Origin of the sequence: Dyadobacter psychrophilus (assembly GCF_900167945.1) — a bacterium.
Classification (GTDB): Bacteria; Bacteroidota; Bacteroidia; order Cytophagales; family Spirosomataceae; genus Dyadobacter; species Dyadobacter psychrophilus.
The window spans coordinates 23,856-42,449 of sequence record NZ_FUZA01000004.1 but is presented as its reverse complement, the minus strand read 5'-3'; the positions used below and the strand labels follow the sequence as shown (position 1 = coordinate 42,449).

Genomic DNA, 18,594 nt, shown 5'->3' with positions numbered 1-18,594 from the left:
AAGTCATTGTGAATTTGAACAGCGTTTTTCAGTTACATTACTTGGGAAATTTGCTTAAGTACTATCATTTTCGCCCTTTGAATGGCCGTTTGGTTGATTTTGCCTGAGCAGATAATCAAAATAAATTTCCAGCGCGTCAGAATATTTTTGCTGGTCCTTTTCACTGTTAATGCCTTCCAGCAATTCAGACAGTTCTTCCCCAGTGAGTTTGTTACTGATCAGTTTATTAATCAAAGTTTCAGCCCGGGAAAGTGACATAGTAATAGCTGTTAAGTCTTTGTAGGATACTCGCTGAGTTTGTGAAAAGACTATCTCTGTTATATGTTTTTTTAAATGCGCAGCTATGTCAATTCAGATAACCTTATTTTTACCAAAATTTCACCATATTCAAGGAAAGTATCGTTTTTAAGACGAAACCTGGCAGTGACGAATGAACCCAAAAAGACACTATAAGAAGCTATACTTTCCGCTATTCGTATTACTTTTTATCCAAACCGTTTACGCGCAGACAGTTGAAACCGATACGGCTGGTAAAGTCGAGATAGGTGACATTCTGGTGGAAGGAAACCACCGCACCCGGGCGAACATTATCCTGCGCGAAATGGCCATTAAAACCGGAGACACATTGCGCGCGGGCTCCTTTGCCGAAGCGCTGGAAATTGACCGCAGAAAAATTGTCAATACAAATCTCTTTATCACGGTTGATCTCATTCCAAAGAGCAATGCGGATTCTGTCCGGACCGACATTAGAATTGTGGTAAAAGAACGTTGGTATCTTATTATTGTGCCCGTTTTCCAGCTCGCCGACCGGAACTTCAACGAATGGTGGTATGAACGAAAACGTGATCTGTCGCGGACCACTTACGGCATTTATATGAGTTATGGGAATGTGACTGGCCGGGCTGATAAGCTGCGTTTTCTGGCTGAGTTCGGTTTTATTCCAAAATTTGAAATTGCTTACACGTTGCCATACATTGATAAAGCCCAAAAAACAGGCATTACAATCGGTTCCTCCTATTCGGTTAACAAGACAACGGCTTTCAGAACCTGGCGGGATAAGCTGCAATATTTTAATAGTGAGGACATTAACCGGGAAAGATTTTATTCCTATGTGAGCATTAGCCGACGAAACAAGTATTACACATTCCACACGGCCGATCTGCGGTGGAGTTACAGCAAAATTTCCGACACCATTGCGACCCTCAATCCTAATTATCTGCTTAATGGAAGGAGTATCCAGCGTTATTTTCAGCTGACTTACACATTCAGTTATGATAAGCGGGATAATGTTCAATATGCATTGCGGGGGCAAAGCCTTGCTTTACAGCTCTCTAAAATCGGGTTGCTGCCTACGGACGATGTCAACATGACCTATTTCTATGGCTCTTACCGAAAATACATTCCCATTTCTAAAAGGTGGTATTTTAATACAGGCGTCCGGGGAAGGGTGTCATTGCCTAAGCGACAGCCTTATCTGCAAACAATCGGCTTGGGTTACAGGAATGACCTGGTGCGCGGCTACGAGCTATATGTAGTTGACGGACAAGACTATGCACTGCTGAAAAATGAGTTGAAATACAAGCTCTTTTCATTCCAGAAGCATTTCTCTTTTATCCCGATCCGGCAATTTAATACGCTTCCGTTGGCAGCTTATATCAACACGTTCGCTGATGCCGGTTATGTCAAAAACAGCTATCCCGAATTTAGTAACACCAGGTTGGGTAACACCATGTTATATGGCGCTGGCGCGGGCCTTGATATTGTTACTTTTTACAATATATTGGCAAGATTCAACCTCACTTTGAATGGAAAAGGCGAGCGAAGATTCTTTTTTAACGTTTCCCGTGAATTCTGAAATCATTTTCAAAACAGGCAAATATGGCTACATTGCACATTTAATAGCCCTTTTGAAATTGAAAGGCACGACTATTGTAACATTAATACGAAAATTGAATGAAAAAAACCTCTACACGCATGAAACGTTTTAAAACCGGGTTTGCCATCATCTTTTTTGCGTTAGCAATCTCAGGGTGTGATACCAAAACCAATGAAAAAACAGAAACTGAAACCGATTCCCCAGCGGTTGAAGCGCCGGCGAAGAACGATCTGAACAGCGATCAATCTGCATTACTGAAAACGATTCTCGGAGCTGAACAAGCGGAAGGCACCGTTTTGCGTGGTATTTCCTTTGGCGATCCGGTCAGTAAAATCAAGGCTTCCGAAAATTTCGAAATGTTTGAAGAAACGGCAGACCATCTGGGTTATACGGCTGAAACTCCGCAATTGGAAACCATTGACGTGCAGTATTTCCTGACACCCGACAAAAAAGTGAACCGGATTACCATCGACGTTTATCTCAACAGCGCCGAAGCGACCAAGCAGCTTTGGAATGCAGGCAAAAATTACTTCACCAAGGGTTACGATGCGCCTAAGGAAGAACCTAACAAGGTTACCTGGAACAAAAAATCTGTTCGGGTTAATATGGAAGATGTTTCAAAAGGAAAGGATTTTGGCTTGAAATTCCAGTTTGTCCCAACCGATAAAAATGTACTCGCGGCAAATTAAATTTATGAAAAACAAAAAATCATTAGTACTGGCAGTATTATGCCTGTTTTCTGTGGGTGTTTTAGCCCAAAAAAGCTCCAAAAAGGATGAAGTTGTAACAATCAAAACGGATATGGGCACTATCCGGGTGATCCTTTTTGACGAAACGCCAAAGCATAAGGCCAATTTCCTTAAACTTACCAAAGATAAATTCTACGACGGCCTGCTTTTCCACAGGGTTATCGACGATTTCATGATCCAGGGTGGTGACCCGAATTCGAGAAACGCGAAGCCCGACGATATGTTGGGAAAGGGTGATAACGGCTATAAAATCCCTGCGGAGTTCAGCCCCAAACTCTTTCACCAGAAGGGTGCATTGGCCGCAGCACGCGACAATAATCCCGCAAAAGAGTCCAGCGGATGCCAGTTCTACATCGTCCAGGGGCGGAAGTGGAGTAAAAACGACTTGAACAAACAGGCCGCCCGCGCTGCCCGAAAACTGACTGATTCTCAAAGGAAAGTTTACGAAGAAATTGGTGGAACTCCCCATTTAGATGGCTCCTACACTGTTTTTGGTCAGGTAATTGATGGAATGGAGGTAATTGACAAGATCGGCGCGGTGGAAAAGGATGAGCGCGACAGGCCGGAGAAAGATGTTTCGATGAAAATGTCTGTCAAAAAAATGAAGAAGAAAAAGATTACCAAAAAATACGGCTGGCAATACGAAGCTTAATGCATAAAAAACGAATACTGATCACCGGTTCTAATGGCCTGCTCGGCCAGAAACTTGTGGATTTGCTGGCTGGAAATGAACATTTCGAAACGTTTGCCACTGCAAAAGGCGAAAACCGGTTAAGCGTTTCCGAAGGTTATGCTTATCTCGAAATGGACGTAACCGATGCTGCCCAGGTGGACGAAGTTCTCACCCGGGTTAAGCCGCAATTTATTATCCACACAGCCGCCATGACCAATGTAGATCAGTGTGAAATGGAGAAAGACGCTTGCTGGAAGCTGAATGTGACAGCAGTGGAAATCCTGATCAATGCTTGCAAAAAACACAACATTTTCCTGGAACACGTTTCCACCGACTTCATCTTCGATGGGACTTCGGGCCCTTATCAAGAGGAGGACGAGCCTAACCCGATCAGTTTTTACGGTTGGAGCAAATTTGCGGCGGAAAAAGCGGTCATGCATTCAGACATTCAGTGGGCCATTGCGCGTACTGTGCTGGTTTATGGCATCGCACACGATATGAGCCGAAGCAACATTATTCTTTGGGTTAAAAAATCATTGGAAGAAGGCAAGGCGATTAAGGTTGTTACAGACCAGTTCCGGACACCGACATTAGCAGAAGACCTCGCTATGGGATGCTTTTTAATCGCAGACCAACGCGCAGAAGGCATTTTCCACATTTCAGGTAAAGATTTTCTGACGCCTTATGAAATGGCAATCATGACTGCGGATTATTTTGCGTTAGACAAATCACTCATTTCCCCCACAGACGCCTCAGCATTCACCCAACCAGCCCGCCGCCCGCCCAGAACGGGTTTTGACCTAAAAAAATCCCGGAATGTCCTCGGCTACGAACCGCGCACATTCCGGGAAGGAATTGCCTTACTGGCAAAGCAGATTGGTGTTTAATAGTCAGGACTTTTCAATTGCAGAAAGATCAAGGATGAAGCCGGGAAAAACCGGATCACCTGTGAGCTGAATATCAAGACTTCTTATAGTTCTTACCTCAGTGCCTTGACTGTAAATAAACACCTGCTCCTTAAAATGGTCAATCAGCCATGCAAGTTGGCAACCGTTATCAATGTATTCCTGCATTTTATCTTGCAAGTATCTCAAACTATCTGATTTAGAGCGTACTTCAATGATGAAATTTGGGCAAACAGGTGCAAACCTGTCCCTGTCTTTTTTTGATAAACTATCCCATATCTCCCTCGGTACCCAGGATATATCAGGTGACCTTACAGCACCATTAGGAAGTGTAAAACCAGTTGAAGAATCAAATAATTTACCTGCGATTTTGTGACTACTAAGCCAAACTCCAACTTCTAAAAGAATATCAGTTGTAAAACTTCCTGTTGAACTGCCGGTCGGGGACATAAAAATGATATTTCCGTTTTTGTCCCGCTCCAAGTTCAGCGTATCGTTCATCTGGCAGAACCGGAAGAACTCATCTTCACTCATGATGTCCCCCACTTTGAAGGTCACGGGCATTGTGATCAGTGATGTATCCATGATGAGTATGTTTAAAGAAGCAATTTAGCAATTTCTTAACGCTTAATGAAGCCGGCAAATTTTTGAAAACGACCGATTAATAAAGCTTTTCATAATACTCACGAGCCATCCGGTCGGAGTTGAATTCAACATTGACGTCGTTCATGCTGTTGAGCACCATTTCCTGCCACTTTTTTTGGTCGGTATAGTACGTTGGGATTACTGTGCTTTCGAGCTTGCGCATGAGATTGTCGCAGTCCTGCTTGTTAATGTCGTCGCCTTCGGCAACTGGGAGCAAGAACGAGTTTTCTCCGTCTTTAGAGAATTCGCAGATCCAGCCATCAAATGTTGAAAGGTTCAACGAAGCATTCATCGCCGCAGTCATTCCGCTGGTCCCGGAAGCTTCGCGGGTTACAACCGGGGTGTTAAGCCACACATCAGAGCCATCTTTCAGCAACTTTGAAAGTGCCAGTTCGTAACCAGTCAGCACGGCCATATTGGGAAAATGGTGACTTTGATAAAACAAATGGTTGAATGTATTAATAGCGCCTTCGTCCTTCGGATAGGGCTTACCAGCCCAGATCACCTGAATAGGCTGCTCCTTGTTCTCCATCATTTTACGGAACCGTTCCAGATCCCAGATAAGCATATCAGGCCTTTTATACGCAGCAAACCTACGCGCCCAGACGATGGTAAGTACATTTGGATCAAATATTTTACCGCATTGGTCAGCAACTGTTTTGAATAAAACCTTTTTCAGCTCTTTTTTGCGTTCAGAAATCCTTTCAGAATCCTTCGTGATCCGGGCACTTTCCAGCTCACTATCAACCCAATAGGTATTATTTTGCGCATTGGTAATGTGGTCGATCTCGGCAATGTTCTTATGTGATTTCCACATATTCCGGGAAACTTCACCATGGAGCCTGGAAACACCGTTGGCTTTTCTGGTAAGGCTCAATGCGGCCAGTGAATGGTTGAATGTATCATCCTTAATCCCGCTGATCTTTCGAACGGTCCCAAGGTCCAGGCCTGAAAAGAAACCCAGCTTTTGCAGGAAATGAATGTCGTGTTTCTCATTCCCGGCTTCTTCCGGCGTATGCGTTGTGAAAACGACCCGCTTTTTTACTTCAGGGACCTTCTTATATTTCTTGAATAAATGAAAAATGGCGGAAACTGCATGTGCTTCATTAAAATGATACACTTGAGGCTCATAGCTCAGCTCCTCCAAAAGTCGCGCGCCGCCAATGCCGAGCACCATACATTGCGCTACTTTATAAGTAACATCCGCATCATATAATGAATAGCTGATCGCCCGCGTCGTCTCATCATTTCCGTCCGTATCGGTGGTGAGCAGGAACAATGGTGCCGATTGGAAAACGTCCGGCGGAAGATAGTAGGCTGCCACCCAGACATTTTTGCCCATTACCGGAATCTGGAAGCGGATTTTTGTATCAACAAGAAAAGAATACATTTTCTCCCGAAATTCGGGCTGCATACTGCCGTCTTTCTTCCGGCCCTGATCATAATATCCATGCTTCCAGAGCATTCCGACACCTATCAAATTCTGCTTCAACGCATATACGCTGCGCATATGCGAGCCGGCGAGAAACCCAAGACCTCCTGAGTATATTTTTAAAGCCTGATCGACGGCAAACTCCATTGAGAAATAAACAACTGACTTTTGGTATTTTTTGTCCGGAACAAATGGATGCTTATAAGGAAGTGAAAATGTTTGTTGTGACATTAACAGGCAGATTTTTAGTGGAAAAACATAAAGTTAAAAAATCAAGCCATGAATCATTATAAATCAGCATATTAGTAACAAAAGCATTTTCTACGCAAAGCCATTTTTCCATTTCTGGGCGATGGAAATGGCTGTTTGAAGCATGTAAGGAGCCCATTTATCAACTTCCCAGGCAGTATCATGTAAGTCCGAAGACCGCAGCATTGCCTGCGCTTCGCTTACACTTCCGGCTGTTTCCAGGATGTGCGAAAGTTGGAGCTGCTGCCGGTGTAACTCCTGATCTTCCAGGGGAATAGTGCCCGCAGATCGGTTTAAGAGGCCAAATGTGTTTGTAATTTTTGGATCAAAATCAGTTTTTATTTCTTTGATAATGTTGTCCATCCGAAGAAAATCAGACTGAAACACTGCCTGTCTTTCAGCTGTGTCCAGTGCGGTTCCCATTTGCTCCATCACAACATATTTCAGGTTAGGACATTTTGGAATTGCCTTTTGTAAAAGCTCAAAAACAGCCTCAGGAACAGCTTCGTCATGTGTATCTCGCCGGACCTGTCTGCCCGGACCAACCAGCGTTTCGTCCCAGCTCCCGCCTGAGATGTGCATTTCCCTTACCCTGCCGAGCGGATAAAGCTTGATAATCTCATCGAAGTCAATGTTGAAGTTATGAACCTGGCAGTAAATGTTATGGAGATCGAGAATGATGAACCCGTTGACACTTTCTACCAGTTGGGCCAGAAAGTCCCCATGTTTTTTCACTTCATCCATTGAATATGAAAATGCCAGATTTTCGAGCCCGACAGGACATTTACATGCATCCTGGATCCTTTGCAGCCTGTCTTTGCCCAACGCAAGCGTTTGTGGCGTGAAGGGAACACTAATGGGAGCGCCCTTATGGAAATCCTCCCCGGTCATGAAACCGAAATGCTCCGTGATGTGATCGAATTGAAACTGCAAGGATAATCCTTGAAGCTTATCAAGCCATTCCTGTTGACCGGAAGTCCACTTTCCCGAAAACAAAGAGAAATAGACGCCGTGCCCGATCAGCCGGCTATGGTCACTGAATTCACTGACCAGGTCGGTAAACCAAACCGGTATTTCGTTGAATTTGAAAAGCGTGTCAAAAGACCATTCGATGGCTTCAACTTTTTCCTGCTCAAACAATGGCAGCGATGCCTGTAAAATTTGGGCATCCAGATTGCAAGCAATGGAAGAATAGATTTCGGGCATGCTACTTTTCCAGTTCAGAGATCAGCCCATGCCGCAAGCCGGGCAACTGTCCATGGTTTTCGTTTTGCTGGTTTTTTCGCCGTTTGGCTTAACCGAGCTGTCTGTGCAAGCCGTAGCAAGTGCGGTAACAGTAACTGCCACGGCAACTGCCTGAAGAACTGATTTTGAAATTTTCATGACGATTATCCGTAAGGTGAATTGAATTACATTAGAAGGATTCAATTCAAATTCATTTGGTTGTAACCGCTGATATTAAATTTAATGTAAACTAAAAAAACCTGTCGGAACCGAATCTGACAGGTTTTTTTGCTAAATTAAACCTCACTATTTCCCGAACAACCTTGCCCAGAAACCTTTGGCTTTCGTTTTTGTTTCAACAAATTTTTCAGAAGCTGCTTCTTTCACCTCTTGAAATTCTTCTGCGGCTTTGGCTCTTAGTTCGTCAGCTTTAAGCTGCGCTTCTGCCAGTTTTTCCGCAGCAATAGCTTTTGTTTCTTCAAATGCTTCATTCAGATCTTCTTTCAAATCTTCATACTTGTCAATGGCAGCTTCTTTGATGTCTTCATACTTTTCCTCCGCAGCCGTTTTCATATCGCCGGCCTTATCGGTCAGGTTTTCGTAGATCTCTTCGGCTTTTACTTTTCCGGCAGCAATGTTCAGTTCAACCTCGTTTTGCAGTTGCTCCGTTTTCTGTGCAAAGCCAGACTTCACTTCTTCGGCTTTTTCAGTTGCCGCTTCTTTTACTTCTTCCGTTTTTGCTGCCGCTTCCTCTTTTATCGAAGCCACAATTTCTTTCGCTTCTTCGGTCTTATCAGCCGCCGCCACTTTAAAATCGTCAACTTTATCCGCGGCAACCGATTTTACCTCTTCCACTTTATCCGCTGCTTCTGCTTCCAGTTCAAGCGCTTCATCCTTGGTCTGATCAAATTTCGATTCGCCTGCCGCTTTCAGATCATCCAATGTTTCGTAAACCTCAGATTTGATCCCATCCGCTGCGACGCCGGCCTCATCTATTTTATCGGCCGCGGCTGCTTCCAGTTCATCAACTTTTTCTGTCTCAAATATCGCTGCATCCTCATTAATCTCCTCCGCACCATCCACGATCTCCTCCTTTTTTTCAGCAGCTTGCTCTTTCAGCTCTTCAACTTTCTTTTGAAGCGACTCGGTCACTTCTTCGGGTGTGGGTTTTTCGTTTTCGGCCATTGGAAAGAAATTTAAGGTGGAAATTGTAACAGTTGATTTCGAAAGCTACAAAGGAGTTGGCAACGTTGCAAGCAACAACACGGCTTTCTCCTACTCTAACCTTCTAATCATCAATTTTTTAATAAGCTCATAGAACGGCTCAGGCTGCAATGTTCGCCAGTTGTTGAGCTGTAATGTTCCCCCAAAATTGATATAATAATCGAGCCGGAATTTCTTCCATTGTTCCTCCACGTGCTCCCTGAAATTGACGGCTGCAATCCAGCCGTCTTCGATGTCATCAAACCATTCGGCATAATAATCATCCTCGCTTCCGTGGAAATCCAGCACATTCTCGCCAAGCAAAATAAACTGGTTAATACCCTGTTCCACGAGCGGGTCTACGACCTGGCGTTTCAGGAACATGATATCGTTGTGCAAGGCATCATTCCACTCACCAAACATTTCGATGATCGCATAATGTTTGTTGTAATCAGCGTATATAATCTTCACATACAGCGTTTCAGAACCTATTTCGTCCCATAACGGATGGATATAGTAGCCGTAGATCGCATTTTCGTAATAATCAAGATTGTAAGTGCGGCCATAAAAAGGCGATTTCTCGTCATGGCTCGCTATGTAATGTTTTTCCCAATTGTAATAAGGCTCGATTTCCTGCATGGCAACGGTTCTTAATGGCAAAATTAGTAATCCAATATAATGATAATGGAAAACAAAAAAGGCTTAAACGATGTTTCAAATCGCCTAAGCCTTCAATTATTATACCTGAGACAGATCACCGGAATGCCGGATCACCGGTCCGCCGGGTCGCCGGAGCGATTACAATTCGCGGATCCAGATGTTGCGGAAGCTTGTTGTATTGTTGTGGTCCTGTAATTTGATCGGGCCTTTTCCATGTGGCTCAATCGTTGGCTGTCCCACATAAGGAGTCGTTCCCTGGATCATGGTGTGATTTTGAACTAAGACACCATTGTGGATTACGGTGATATAAGGTGGAATGGTCATTTGTCCGTCCTTATTGAAATGTGGTGCTGTATACACAACGTCATAAGTCTGCCACTCGCCCGGCCCAACAGTTGCATTCACCAAAGGCATCGTTTGCTTATAGATAGAACCAGCCTGCCCGTTTGAATAAGTTGGGTTGTTATAGCTGTCCAAAACCTGCAATTCGTAAATGCCCTGCATGAAAATACCGCTGTTACCACGTCCCTGGCTGTTTCCTTCCACTTTTGCAGGTGTGCGCCATTCAATGTGCAGCTGGTAATCTCCGAAAGTTTGTTTGGTTTGTATATCTCCCGATTTCGGTGCAACAGTCATAGCACCATCTCCTACTGTCCAGGGAGCAGCTGCTTTGCCGTCTTTTCCCGAAACCCATGCATCCAGGTTTTTGCCATCGAACAAAACGATCGCGTCCGAAGGTGCGGTAAAACCGGAAACAGCAGCAGAATTTTTACCTGGCGTCACAACACGGGGAACCGGGCTCCACAATTCACTTGATTCGGGCGTTTGCTTGGCAGGTTGCAACTGAGCATGCGCAGCAAATGCCGTTGCAAGGCTGAAAGCGGTTAGGATTAGTTTTTTCATTTTAAAAATTAACTTTTTAGTCTAATAACTATTGAAATAATATCAAAACACAACATTAAGTAAAAAGCATTAACAAACGCGGTTCTCACCTAATTAAATGTAATTTTTCGGATTCTTATCACGTAATTTGCACCCGCGTCGACCGATGGCCGGGCAGCATTTAAAATAAAACCGATATAAGCTTACTTCAAGTATGTTTAAAATTAACCGTTCTTTTTTTCAACTCTTTGCGGGTGGAATTGCGGCTCTTGCTATGCAATCCGCTTATGCACAGCAACCTATCCCTCTAAACGACCTCAGCGCGTTCACAACCAAATCCGACAATTGGAAGATCGTCGGTAATGCTGCAGCTGATATTTCCAAAGAAAATGTACTCATCACATCACCCGGAAAAGGTGTGTTGGCGTGTACACACGAAAAAGGAAAGTATGGCAATCAATATGAACTGATCTCCAATTTCAAACACGGAGATCTGGACATCGAGCTTGATTTTATGTTGACCAAAGGATCTAATTCCGGAATCTACTTACAAGGCAATTATGAAGTGCAGCTTTTCGACAGCTGGGGCAAAAAATCCGCCAAATACAATGATAACGGCGGAATTTACGAGCGTTGGAATGACTCGAAACCAGAAGGCGAAAAAGGTTACGAAGGCTATGCACCTCGCTTCAATGTGGCCAAAGCACCTGGTTTGTGGCAGAACATTAAAATTTCCTATCAGGCGCCTCGCTTTGATGCAAATGGCAAAAAGACCTCTAATGCAGTGTTTCTTTCTATTGTGTTAAACGGCGTTACGATCCATGAAAATGTGGAAGTAAGCGGTCCTACACGTGGTTCACTAACGGGCGAAGATGTGGCCATGGGCCCTATCCGCATCCAGGGCGATCACGGATCATTGGCTATCAAAAACATTATCATCAATAATTTTGATAAAAAGCCGGGAACGTTGTCGGAGCTTAGTTACAAAACCTATTATGGTGCTTTGTCAGAAACAGAAGATCTTTCAAAACTGACTGCTGCCGAAACAGGCAAAGCAGAAGCATTGAGCTGGGAGATCCTGAAAGAAAACAATAATTACTCTTATGTGTACACAGGCCGCTATAATGCAGCCACCGAAGGGGATTATAATTTCAAATTACAGGCTTCCGGAAATTCCTATTTGAAGATCGATGGCAAGAATGTGATTGAACCGGCGTGGAAATCCAACAGCGAGTTCCGTGAAGGAAAAGTGAACCTGAAAGCAGGTGACCATACCATTGAAATATTTAATAACAAAAAAGACGGCTGGATGCGCCCTGTGCTAGGGCTTTGGGTTAGCGGTCCTGGCTTCCGGGAAGTTGCTTATCATACCAAAAGCTCGGCGATGGCTGGTGGCGTTAATGACCCTATTTTGATCTCGGCAGGAACAAATACGATCACACGCAGTTTCATGGATTTCAAAAAAGGCGGTAAGGGAAAAGGACAACGTGTAGTGCATGCAGTTTCGGTGGGAAGCCCTACTAATCTTCATTATACTTACGACCTCGATAAAGGAACAGTTTTGCAGGTTTGGCGCGGTGAGTTCCTGGACGCAACCCCAATGTGGCACGACCGCGGCGACGGCTCTTCCAAGCCAAGAGGCAGCGTGACATTGCTAGGAGATGATATGTTATTAGGCAAATCTGCAAAAGGCAAATGGCAGGCGGATACAACCGGCAGCGGTTACCATCCAAAAGGTTATGTTTTGGATGATCAGGATGTCCCTACATTTCAGTATCAGGCATTCGGGTCCAATGTAACGGATTACATTTCGGTGGTTAACAATCAGTATTTTGAGCGGATCGTGAAAGTAAACAATGCTGCGAAAGACCTGGTTGCGAGACTGGCTGACGGCGCGAACATTGAGAAAGTGGCAGACGGACTTTATGCGGTTGACAACAAGTCGTATTACATTCAACTGGCTGATAAAAGTGTTAAACCTGAGATCAGAACCGCTGACGGCATGCAGGAATTATTGGTGCCGGTTACAAATGGTGAAGTGAAATATTCGATCCTGTTCTGATTTAAATCCCTATTAGACTTTAATATATAATGAAAAAAATTGCTCAAATAGCCTTTGCTCTTCTGGCAACGATGTCGATGCTGCAAGCGCAGGAGTCACCGAAAGAAGAAGACTTTTACAAGATCATCACCCCGCCCATCCCGGAAGGCATTATCCTGGAAGTGGGTGGATTAACAACCATGCCGAATGGTTCACTGGCGATTTCTACACGCCGTGGAGAGGTTTGGATTGTTGATAACCCAACCAGCCGGACGCCTTACTTTAGAAAGTTTGCGACCGGTTTGCATGAAATCCTGGGCCTTGCATATAAAGAAGGTGCATTGTATTGTGCACAACGCGGCGAGCTTACCAAGCTGATCGATAAAAACGGCGATGGCAAAGCGGATGTTTACGAGACAGTTTACGCATGGCCTTTGTCAGGACATTACCACGAGTATTCTTTCGGACCAAAACTGGCGCCGGACGGAAGCTTCTTTGTAAGTGGTAACGTAGCATTTGGCGACGAAGAATGGTGGAGAGGGGAAAGCCGTGTGCCTGGCCGTGGCTGGATTTTTCACATTACCAACGACGGAAAGTACGAACCATACGCAACAGGCGTGCGCTCTCCTGCGGGAATCAGCATGTTGAATGGTGAATTGTTTTATACAGACAACCAGGGCGACTGGATGGGAACAGGCGGAATTTTCCAGGTTAAAAAAGGAAGTTTCATGGGCCACCCTGCTGGTTTGAAATGGGCTGGATTACCAAATTCACCTGTTAAACTTACAGAAAAGCAATTCTTCGCTGAGCGCGACAACCGCCAGAACAAAGATGATAAAGGACGTGCGATCAAGCCGGAAAATACTGGCAATGAGACGCCTCAGTTTCTTTATCAATTAAAAGAAAAATACGATATGGTGCAGCTTCCGGCTGTTTGGCTTCCTTATGGTGTGCACGGAGTTTCTACTTCCGAGCTGATTTTAGATAATACGCAAGGCAATTTCGGACCATTTACCGGACAGGTTTTTGTGGGTGACCAGGGACAAAGCAACATTATGCGTGTGGTTTTGGAAAAAGTGAAAGGGGAATATCAAGGCGCGAGCATTGGTTTTCGTAGCGGTTTCCAGTCTGGTGTTTTGCGTATGGCCTTTGATAAAGACGGTTCTATGTTCGTGGGTGAAACAAACCGCGGATGGGGTTCGGCAGGAGATGCTAACCAGGGCTTGCAGCGTTTGGTTTGGAATGGTAAAATGCCATTTGAAATGTACACAGTGAAGGCGCAGCCGGATGGATTTGAAATAGAATTCACAATGCCGGTTGACCGGAAATCAGCAGAAGATCTTGATTCTTACAATGTTAGCAGCTATTTGTACAAACATTATCCCGTTTATGGAAGCCCTCCTATTAATACGGAAACTGTGAAAGTGGTGGGTGTGAAGGTTTCGGATGATGCAAAGAAAGTTAGGATCGTTTTAGATAACATGCGCCAATATTATGTGCATAAAATCCAGTTGGAGGGCGTTCGCGCTGCCACAAACAGCTGGTCACTCGTTCATACGGATGCTTATTATACATTGAACAACATTCCTGACGGTGAGAAGCTGAAAGTATCTGATCTTAAAACAACCCGATCAGGAAAAGCGGTGGCTACGGTTTCTGAACCAGAAAAAGAGCACGTTTCTCCCGACGGAAAAGGCAAAGCAACAACTGCAAAAGCAGGTGCAGCGAAAGCACCGACCTGGGCGGAAGTAAAACCACTTTTGGAGAAAAACACCTGTCTGGCTTGCCACGCGGCTGAGAAAAAAGTAGTTGGGCCTTCGTATCAAGATGTTGCAAAACGTAAATACAGCAATGAGAAGATCGTTGACCTGATCTACAATCCTAAGCCCGAAAACTGGCCGGATTATGCAACACCAATGGCTCCTATGCCGCAAGTTCCAAAGGCTGAGGCTGCGAAAATCGCCGCATGGATCAATTCTCTTGCTAAATAATACAGACATTTCGGTGCCATAAAATGCACTTTGAAAAATCCCGGAAGGGCTGCCCAAATATGACGGGCAGCCTTTTTTCGTTATATTCACGTTACAAATCAGAGAGATGCAACTGAAATTGCCAACTTGCATACCATTAATCCGATATGTCCGCTCTTCGTGACCTTTTTTTCTTAAAGTCAGTCAAAGGCAAAGTCTTGCTTGGATTTCTCCTGGCGTCGCTCGCTTTGGGCACGTCGTGGATTATCAGCAAGAGGGCTTTTGGAGATATGCTTATCAAGCTGGAAGTAATGTCCACGCCAAATGACAAGCTTCGGCTGGTAAACAAGATATTCAAGAATATTCTGCAACTCGACCATTTGCAGAACACACGAACATTAAAAGGCGATGAAAAGAACGAGCAGGTTCTAGCCCAATCCAAAGAACTCATCGCAACGCTGGATTCCCTGAACGAGTTGAGCATCGGGGATGATATGCAGATCATACGCATCGATTCCATGAAAACGCTGCTGGAAGAGCGCGACAAAATTTATGGAAAATATGTCAAAGTGCGCTCTAAGCTGGTTAACAATAAAGATCTCGAAGATGAGGTAAAAACCATTTCGGGACTCATCACCACCAAGCTGAAACCCGATAGCACGGTCGTAAAAACGGAAAAAAGAACTACAACAACGACGGTTTATACTGAGTTGCCAGATTCGGTGCAAAAGGCCAGCGAGAAAAAAGGGTTTTTTAACCGCGTCTTTGGCGGATCAAAAAAAGCACGTAAAAATGCGCCGCCGGAACCTGCTAAGGTGGTCCAGAAGCAGGAAGTGAATGTGCAGGTGGACACAATAACCGTCGCACAAGAAGACAGCACCATTGAAAAGGTGGGAGAAGCTGTGCATGCCATCGAAAAATCCCAAAAAATCAGGACAACGAGCTTTGTAGACCGGGAGCAGGAACTCGCAGCAGCGGGAAATTCGCTGGTCCAGCAACTTTTGGATGTGATGCAGGAAGTGGAAGGCGAAGTCCTCAAAGAGTCTGATCTGGAAAGTTCGCGCTCCAAGAACATTGTGACCGGCAGCATTAACACATTGGAATACATTATGCTTGGCTTCTTTTTCCTTACGGCCATGCTTGCCTACCTTATTTTTACAGACATTACTAAAAGCAACGAATATCGCAGCCAGCTCGAAGAGGCTAAGGAGGAAGCGGAATATCATAGCATGGCCAAGCAGCGGTTTTTGTCCAACATGAGCCACGAGATCCGCACGCCCCTGCAATCCATAATCGGTTATACGGAAGCATTAAAAAAGGACGAAAAACCAAAGCGGCAAGACCTCGAAACATTGCATTCGGCCTCGGAACATCTGTTACATCTTGTGAATGAAGTGCTAGATTACAGCCGCATTATCTCCGACCGCTTTACATTTGAAGAAAGAACATTTGCTATTACGCCGCTCCTCAATGAAGTAGTCCAGATGCTGCAGCCGACCGCGACTTCCAAAGGACTTTTATTAAAACTTGAAAACGGGCTTTCTCCAAAATTATATCTCAATGGCGACCCGTTCCGCTTGCGCCAGATCCTTTATAACCTGCTTACCAACGCCATTAAGTTCACCGAAACAGGGGAAGTGGTTTTGCAGGTGACCGCTTTTGAGAGTGACAGTGATCTGGAAATAGAATTTCAGATTTCGGATACAGGCATTGGCTTGTCTCCCGAACAGGTTCAGCGCGTTTTCAACCAGTTTGAACAGGCCGATCCTTCCATTTCGCGCAAATATGGCGGCACCGGACTTGGCCTCAGCATTGTAAAGGCCCTGGTAGAAGGCATGTCGGGCAACATTAAAGTCAAAAGTACGCTGGGTAAGGGCACGACTTTTTTTGTAACCACCCGTATGAAAAAAGCTGAAACACTGGAAATAGCACCAGAGGATACACACGAAAGAAATTATAATGTTGCCGGGAAAGTCTGGCTGGTCGATGATGATGCTTTCATCCTTAAATGGTGCGCGTCTGTTCTGGAAATGAATGGCATTCCGCATACTTGTTTTTCTTCCGCGGAAGAGGTCTTAAGCAGACCCTGGGATCCGCAAGTCAGGTTTGTGCTCACGGATATGCGTATGCCAGGCATGAATGGTGCAGAGCTTTGCAAACGCCTCCGCCAGTCTGCTTCGGAGCATACCAAATTTTTTGTGTTAACCGCGCAGGCACTTCCCGAAGAGCGAAAGGGCTTGCTGGGGATGGGTTTCGACGGTTACCTGATGAAACCTTTTCATTCCAATGAACTGCTGGAATTACTGGAAGCTTCGTCCTCAAAACATGAAATTCCGCTGAATATCCCAATTGCAAACCCCGATACGGAGCTTGATTTTTCAACATTAAATGAAATGACCTTTGGCGACGAAAGCCTGCTCAGGGAGATTTTGGATCAGTTTGTAAAAGATTCCAGAAAGGATGTCAGCGATCTCGACACTCATATACAAAACAACGAATTCGAGAAAGTCCAGGAGCTGATGCACCGCATGGCAGGCCGTACGGGCCAGATTGGCGCCCGGGAGCTTTCTGGAAAATTCAGGCTTTTTGAGATCGCTCTGCGCGAGGATCCTTCACAAGTATCAAAATTAGAAATGCAGCAGATTGTGAAAAACGCTGCGATTGTGGTTGAGCAAGTAGAAGAAAGAGCCCTGGCTTACTCTATATGATACTTTTCTATCTTGTAGTAAAGTGTTTTCCTGTCAATGTTTAAGAGTTTTGCAGCCTTGCTCTTATTGTAACGTACTTCCTGCAAAACTTTCTCGATCATTTCCTTCTCGTGCGTTTCCTGCAGAGCTTTCAGATCCGAACCAGCGGGTTTCTGCTGGTCCTCCATGGCTGTGATCATTTCAGCAGGCAGTGCATTCAATGTTGCCACTTCTTCTTTTGACAACAATACAAGGCGTTTGATCACATTGTTCAACTCGCGCAAGTTTCCCGGCCAGTCGTATTTATGAAAAACATCCATCACTTCTTTGGACAATTCCCGCACGTTCCGGCCTAGTTCTTCGTTCGCTTTTTCTACAAAATGTTGAATAAATATGCCCAAATCCTCACCTCGTTTTCTGAGCGGCGGCACTTCGATTTTAAATTCATTCAATCTGTGATAAAGGTCATCGCGAAAATCACCATTGGCAGCATTGACCATTAAATCCTCATTGGTTGCCGCTATAAGCCTAACGTCCACCTTTATTTGCTGGGTTGCACCTATCGGCACAATAATACGCTCTTGCAAAGCGCGCAAAAGCTTGATCTGAACATCATAACCCAGGTTACCGATCTCGTCCAGGAACAATGTGCCGCCATCGGCCGCCTCAAACTGGCCGATCTTATCCTGCAATGCACCTGTAAACGCACCTTTTTTATGACCAAACAGTTCGCTGGCTGCCAGTTCTTTTGATAAAGAACCACAGTCAATAGCGACAAACGGGCCGTTACTACGTTTGCTCATTTTATGGATGGATTTCGCAACGTGCTCCTTCCCTGTGCCGCTTTCTCCCTGGATGATCACGGACATATCCGTGGGCGACACCAGCCGGACATATTCGTAAAGCTGTTTTGAAATCTTGCTTTTCCCCTCGATAAATTCCAGCGACTGCTTGTCAGCCTTCGCACTGGTTCTGGTTTTGGGGGCCGCTTTTGTATCGGCAGATTCGGCTTTATTAAGTGCTTCTCGTAATACCATAAGCAGTTCTTCCGGATTAACGGGCTTGGTTATGTAATCGAAAGCACCGATCTGCATGGCTGTAACAGCCGTACGGACGTCGTGGAAACTCGTCATGATAAACGCGGCAGTACGGTTTCCTTCACTTCTCAGCGCTTTCAGAAAATCAACTGAATTGCCGTCGGGAAGACGATAATCCAGCATTAACACTTCAAACGGTTCGTTGGAATCACTACTTTTCAGTGCTTCCCTTGCTTCTTTGATATTGGAACAAACTTTAACCTGATGGCCATGCTTACCAAGAAAATTACTTAGCAGCTTTGAGAATGTTGTATCGTCTTCAACGAGGAGCAGGTGAGCCATGGATTTTTTAATTATCAAA

General features: G+C 44.8%; 16 protein-coding genes. 7 read left to right on the top strand and 9 right to left on the bottom strand.

Annotated features, from left to right (window positions below; genetic code table 11):
- Positions 1 to 54: 54 nt before the first annotated feature.
- A complete protein-coding gene (locus B5X68_RS16200; RefSeq protein ID WP_082215816.1) occupies positions 55 to 258 on the bottom strand; it encodes a hypothetical protein in 204 nt (67 codons plus the stop codon).
- 172 nt (positions 259 to 430) lie between these two features.
- Between B5X68_RS16200 and B5X68_RS16195 the strand changes: the two genes are divergently transcribed.
- From B5X68_RS16195 to B5X68_RS16180, 4 genes are all read left to right on the top strand, one after another.
- Positions 431 to 1,855: a BamA/TamA family outer membrane protein gene (locus B5X68_RS16195; RefSeq protein ID WP_082215815.1), complete on the top strand. Its 1,425-nt coding sequence runs from the start codon at positions 431 to 433 to the stop codon at positions 1,853 to 1,855.
- Between the two features lie 119 nt (positions 1,856 to 1,974).
- A complete protein-coding gene (locus tag B5X68_RS16190) occupies positions 1,975 to 2,565 on the top strand; it encodes a hypothetical protein (RefSeq protein ID WP_229208449.1) in 591 nt (196 codons plus the stop codon).
- A gap of 4 nt (positions 2,566 to 2,569) precedes the next feature.
- Positions 2,570 to 3,277: a peptidylprolyl isomerase gene (locus B5X68_RS16185; protein ID WP_082216135.1), complete on the top strand. Its 708-nt coding sequence runs from the start codon at positions 2,570 to 2,572 to the stop codon at positions 3,275 to 3,277.
- Positions 3,277 to 4,185, top strand: coding sequence for an SDR family oxidoreductase (locus B5X68_RS16180; protein WP_082215813.1), 909 nt, complete (start codon positions 3,277 to 3,279; stop codon positions 4,183 to 4,185). Before B5X68_RS16185 ends, B5X68_RS16180 begins: the two co-directional genes overlap by 1 nt.
- Positions 4,186 to 4,188: 3 nt before the next feature.
- Here the strand turns inward: B5X68_RS16180 and B5X68_RS16175 are convergent, their stop codons facing one another.
- The 7 genes from B5X68_RS16175 to B5X68_RS16150 form a co-directional block, all read right to left on the bottom strand.
- A complete protein-coding gene (locus tag B5X68_RS16175; protein ID WP_082215812.1) occupies positions 4,189 to 4,788 on the bottom strand; it encodes a Uma2 family endonuclease in 600 nt (199 codons plus the stop codon).
- A gap of 76 nt (positions 4,789 to 4,864) precedes the next feature.
- Positions 4,865 to 6,511, bottom strand: coding sequence for an alpha-glucan family phosphorylase (glgP, locus tag B5X68_RS16170; protein WP_082215811.1), 1,647 nt, complete (start codon positions 6,509 to 6,511; stop codon positions 4,865 to 4,867).
- Positions 6,512 to 6,601: 90 nt separating this feature from the next.
- On the bottom strand, positions 6,602 to 7,735 hold the full coding sequence (locus B5X68_RS16165; RefSeq protein WP_082215810.1) for a multinuclear nonheme iron-dependent oxidase: 1,134 nt from the start codon (positions 7,733 to 7,735) through the stop codon (positions 6,602 to 6,604).
- A 21-nt stretch (positions 7,736 to 7,756) separates the two neighbouring features.
- On the bottom strand, positions 7,757 to 7,912 hold the full coding sequence (locus B5X68_RS28950) for a chryseobasin-related MNIO class RiPP peptide (RefSeq protein WP_170916664.1): 156 nt from the start codon (positions 7,910 to 7,912) through the stop codon (positions 7,757 to 7,759).
- Positions 7,913 to 8,059: 147 nt separating this feature from the next.
- Positions 8,060 to 8,938, bottom strand: a complete 879-nt coding sequence (locus tag B5X68_RS16160; protein WP_082215809.1) for a hypothetical protein — start codon at positions 8,936 to 8,938, stop codon at positions 8,060 to 8,062.
- A 90-nt stretch (positions 8,939 to 9,028) separates the two neighbouring features.
- Positions 9,029 to 9,595, bottom strand: a complete 567-nt coding sequence (locus B5X68_RS16155; protein WP_082215808.1) for a hypothetical protein — start codon at positions 9,593 to 9,595, stop codon at positions 9,029 to 9,031.
- 159 nt (positions 9,596 to 9,754) lie between these two features.
- On the bottom strand, positions 9,755 to 10,519 hold the full coding sequence (locus B5X68_RS16150; RefSeq protein WP_082215807.1) for a 3-keto-disaccharide hydrolase: 765 nt from the start codon (positions 10,517 to 10,519) through the stop codon (positions 9,755 to 9,757).
- Positions 10,520 to 10,712: 193 nt separating this feature from the next.
- Here B5X68_RS16150 and B5X68_RS16145 point away from each other — a divergent pair, with 193 nt between their 5' ends.
- From B5X68_RS16145 to B5X68_RS16135, 3 genes are all read left to right on the top strand, one after another.
- The gene (locus tag B5X68_RS16145) at positions 10,713 to 12,560 is read left to right on the top strand and encodes a 3-keto-alpha-glucoside-1,2-lyase-like domain-containing protein (protein ID WP_229208448.1); all 1,848 of its coding nucleotides are present in this window, start codon (positions 10,713 to 10,715) and stop codon (positions 12,558 to 12,560) included.
- Positions 12,561 to 12,589: 29 nt separating this feature from the next.
- Positions 12,590 to 14,530 carry a c-type cytochrome gene (locus B5X68_RS16140; protein ID WP_082215806.1) on the top strand — a complete coding sequence of 647 codons (1,941 nt, stop codon included), beginning with the start codon at positions 12,590 to 12,592 and terminating at the stop codon, positions 14,528 to 14,530.
- Between the two features lie 146 nt (positions 14,531 to 14,676).
- A complete protein-coding gene (locus B5X68_RS16135; protein ID WP_082215805.1) occupies positions 14,677 to 17,217 on the top strand; it encodes a hybrid sensor histidine kinase/response regulator in 2,541 nt (846 codons plus the stop codon).
- On the opposite strand, the gene B5X68_RS16130 is transcribed toward B5X68_RS16135, so the two are convergent.
- Positions 17,205 to 18,575: a sigma-54-dependent transcriptional regulator gene (locus B5X68_RS16130; protein WP_082215804.1), complete on the bottom strand. Its 1,371-nt coding sequence runs from the start codon at positions 18,573 to 18,575 to the stop codon at positions 17,205 to 17,207. The two genes, B5X68_RS16135 and B5X68_RS16130, sit on opposite strands and share 13 nt — an antisense overlap.
- Positions 18,576 to 18,594 lie beyond the last annotated feature (19 nt).

What these genes read in the sequence shown, in the direction of transcription:
- B5X68_RS16200 (WP_082215816.1), bottom strand. Translation starts at nt 258, where the DNA reads ATGTCACTTTCCCGGGCTGAAACTTTGATTAATAAACTGATCAGTAAC.
- B5X68_RS16140 (WP_082215806.1), top strand. Translation starts at nt 12,590, where the DNA reads ATGAAAAAAATTGCTCAAATAGCCTTTGCTCTTCTGGCAACGATGTCG.
- B5X68_RS16150 (WP_082215807.1), bottom strand. Translation starts at nt 10,519, where the DNA reads ATGAAAAAACTAATCCTAACCGCTTTCAGCCTTGCAACGGCATTTGCT.
- B5X68_RS16180 (WP_082215813.1), top strand. Translation starts at nt 3,277, where the DNA reads ATGCATAAAAAACGAATACTGATCACCGGTTCTAATGGCCTGCTCGGC.
- B5X68_RS16145 (WP_229208448.1), top strand. Translation starts at nt 10,713, where the DNA reads ATGTTTAAAATTAACCGTTCTTTTTTTCAACTCTTTGCGGGTGGAATT.
- B5X68_RS16160 (WP_082215809.1), bottom strand. Translation starts at nt 8,938, where the DNA reads ATGGCCGAAAACGAAAAACCCACACCCGAAGAAGTGACCGAGTCGCTT.
- B5X68_RS28950 (WP_170916664.1), bottom strand. Translation starts at nt 7,912, where the DNA reads ATGAAAATTTCAAAATCAGTTCTTCAGGCAGTTGCCGTGGCAGTTACT.
- glgP (WP_082215811.1), bottom strand. Translation starts at nt 6,511, where the DNA reads ATGTCACAACAAACATTTTCACTTCCTTATAAGCATCCATTTGTTCCG.
- B5X68_RS16175 (WP_082215812.1), bottom strand. Translation starts at nt 4,788, where the DNA reads ATGGATACATCACTGATCACAATGCCCGTGACCTTCAAAGTGGGGGAC.
- B5X68_RS16195 (WP_082215815.1), top strand. Translation starts at nt 431, where the DNA reads ATGAACCCAAAAAGACACTATAAGAAGCTATACTTTCCGCTATTCGTA.
- B5X68_RS16135 (WP_082215805.1), top strand. Translation starts at nt 14,677, where the DNA reads ATGTCCGCTCTTCGTGACCTTTTTTTCTTAAAGTCAGTCAAAGGCAAA.
- B5X68_RS16190 (WP_229208449.1), top strand. Translation starts at nt 1,975, where the DNA reads ATGAAACGTTTTAAAACCGGGTTTGCCATCATCTTTTTTGCGTTAGCA.
- B5X68_RS16130 (WP_082215804.1), bottom strand. Translation starts at nt 18,575, where the DNA reads ATGGCTCACCTGCTCCTCGTTGAAGACGATACAACATTCTCAAAGCTG.
- B5X68_RS16185 (WP_082216135.1), top strand. Translation starts at nt 2,570, where the DNA reads ATGAAAAACAAAAAATCATTAGTACTGGCAGTATTATGCCTGTTTTCT.
- B5X68_RS16165 (WP_082215810.1), bottom strand. Translation starts at nt 7,735, where the DNA reads ATGCCCGAAATCTATTCTTCCATTGCTTGCAATCTGGATGCCCAAATT.
- B5X68_RS16155 (WP_082215808.1), bottom strand. Translation starts at nt 9,595, where the DNA reads ATGCAGGAAATCGAGCCTTATTACAATTGGGAAAAACATTACATAGCG.